Genomic DNA, 2,348 nt, shown 5'->3' with positions numbered 1-2,348 from the left:
AGATAACGTCCTAGCAACAAATTCAACAACCGTATTAAGTGCCATTTGCTTAATATAGGATTTTGTACTTACATCTTGTAACAACTCTAAATCATACATCCAAGATAACTCTTTGTTTCTTTGAAATATCTTATCGAACAATCCCATTCATTTAACCTCCCTTCAGTTAAAATCTCAAGCCACGTAACAGATTGATTTCTTCTTCTAAATTAGAATCTTTTAAATCATCCGCACGGTACAACGCATGTACTAAGGCTTGGAAACCGTCAGTTTTACGTCTAATCGGTTCTTTTTTCTCGTATTCTTTGTTGCCATCCTTACGTATTTTGACGGCTACATTTTGCGTATACCATCTCATCAATGGGTTATCTCCAAAGATAATATGATGTTGTGCAAACATGTCTTCAACTCTAGGCGCTAGTAATGATTGAATTGCTCGAGTGTTTTTAATCACTTCATATTCAATACCTGCATCTTCAAATAAAGGTCTTAATAAATCCATTCTAAAGTTATCGGCCACAACCTTTTGCAAACCGTAACTCTTTTGTGCTTCACTGAACCAATCAATAATATGTTTAGGATTGATAGTCGGCTCATCTACAATTGTAAGTAGGCCTTTCTTTTCCCATTCATGAATAGGTGGTTTTAATTTGTACTTATCCAAGAACTCTTTTCTTGCGAACGAATGAGTTTTCCAAATATAATCATCACCCGATCTAAACAACAAACCTACTGCTGCAAAGTCTTTTAAACTTGCATAGTCAAGTCCACCAATACATTCATTGTTTTCAAGTGGGGGTATAGGTCGATTTGTAGCCATTATGTCATCCCACGGTGCTACAACACTTTGTGTGTCGGTTTCTGGCATGTTCATTCGTTTGGTCATAAATTCTGGTCGATTAGATGGATTAAACTGAAGTCCTAGATATTGTTGATGTACTTCTTTAAATAGTTGAGCGCCATATTCACTTTTAGGGTTTTCAAACATTGGATTTGCCTTTTCCCAAAGTTCCGGTTTATCTATTTCTTTTTTGTCATCGATTTTGCAGATGAAAGGAAAAAGTCTATCTTCTGGATTAATACCTTTTAAGACATTTTCCGCTCTATCTTTTAATCTATCTAAAAAACCTTCTCTTACATATCCGTCTGTACCTATGTAGAAAGTACGAGGATGAGCAACTTTACCTAACCCACTTCGTTTGATATTAATAATCGTATCTTTTTCGTAGGCGTGGACTTCATCAAAGAAAATACAACCTTCACGAGCGCCATCTTTCGTTTTCTCATTAGATGTATCGAACAAGAACTGCGATTTGGTGTCTGTCCCTTCCACATAAACCTTACTTAAATAAAAAGGGTTGTTAGGTCGTTCACCTGTAATATATAAATTGTTACTTTCTATCATTTCATAGATTTCTCTAAAACTTACTAACGCTTGTTTTTCACTATTAGCTACAACTGACATATTATATTTAGGGATACCGTGTAACGGTGTCATAAAGAACGCTGCTAACGTACTAATATAACCATTCTTACCTCCACCACGAGCCATTGAGATGAAAAACTCTGAAAAGTAAGGTGTTTTAGTATCGTTCTCATATAAGAAAACAAAACATGAAATGAATTTTTGAAAGTCCTGTAGCTTGAAAAACCATTTCTCACTAAATTTGATGTAATCTTCTATTTTCTGATTATCAAAATATAAATCATCACGATGTAAGATGTTATCTTCAAGGAAAGAAACAAGATCTGCACGTTCATCATTAAAAATTACGTTGCCTGATTTATATTTTTCTATATAGTCTGTAACATGTTTAGGTATCTTCATGTTAAATCAGGTCCTTTCGCTTGTTCTTGTCTGCGTCTTTCTTCGGCTTTTCTTTCTAAATGGAATGATTTCTCTAAAGCTAACAATGAACCATTCACTTTATTCTTTTCTGCTATTGCAGGATTAGGTTTGATGTACTCTTGTGAAGCGTTTTTCACTAGTGTAATTGGTCCAGACTGTTCGATATAAACATCTAACGCGTAAAATAATTTGAGTAAGTTAGTATAGCGTTCGACTTTTTCAACTTCAATATCATTCTCTGTATCTATCTGCTTCATTAGGTAATCTTCAGAAGCATTAATTCGTTTAATTTGATTAGGTGTTAATTTATCTTTGAGGTATTTATCCTTTTTCAAGCCCCTCCCCCCTTTGCTTATTTTTTATTTTTTATTTTTTTGAAATGTCAAGCCCCCTTACGTATCTTTTTGAAAGATAAATCTGCGGAGTTGACCCAAGCGCCGGTTTCCGCGAAGCCTTTTGTGGCGCGGTTTGTTTAGGCGGGGGGTATTTGACACTTTTT

Annotated in this window: 2 protein-coding genes; both read right to left on the bottom strand. The window is 34.9% G+C overall.

Going from position 1 to position 2,348, the window contains the following annotated elements:
- Positions 1-166 precede the first annotated feature (166 nt).
- Positions 167-1,828 carry a terminase TerL endonuclease subunit gene (locus KA909_RS11680; RefSeq protein ID WP_210130252.1) on the bottom strand — a complete coding sequence of 554 codons (1,662 nt, stop codon included), beginning with the start codon at positions 1,826-1,828 and terminating at the stop codon, positions 167-169.
- The gene (locus KA909_RS11675) at positions 1,825-2,184 is read right to left on the bottom strand and encodes a hypothetical protein (RefSeq protein WP_210130251.1); all 360 of its coding nucleotides are present in this window, start codon (positions 2,182-2,184) and stop codon (positions 1,825-1,827) included. Before KA909_RS11675 ends, KA909_RS11680 begins: the two co-directional genes overlap by 4 nt.
- Between the last annotated feature and the right edge of the window lie 164 nt (positions 2,185-2,348).

The organism is Staphylococcus sp. GDX8P54P (assembly GCF_017893165.1).
GTDB classification, from domain to species: Bacteria; Bacillota; Bacilli; order Staphylococcales; family Staphylococcaceae; genus Staphylococcus; species Staphylococcus borealis.
This window is presented reverse-complemented; position numbering and strand designations above follow the sequence as displayed.

Bases quoted from the DNA above. Each gene is read 5' to 3' on its own strand.
- KA909_RS11680 (WP_210130252.1), bottom strand. From the start codon at position 1,828: ATGAAGATACCTAAACATGTTACAGACTATATAGAAAAATATAAATCA.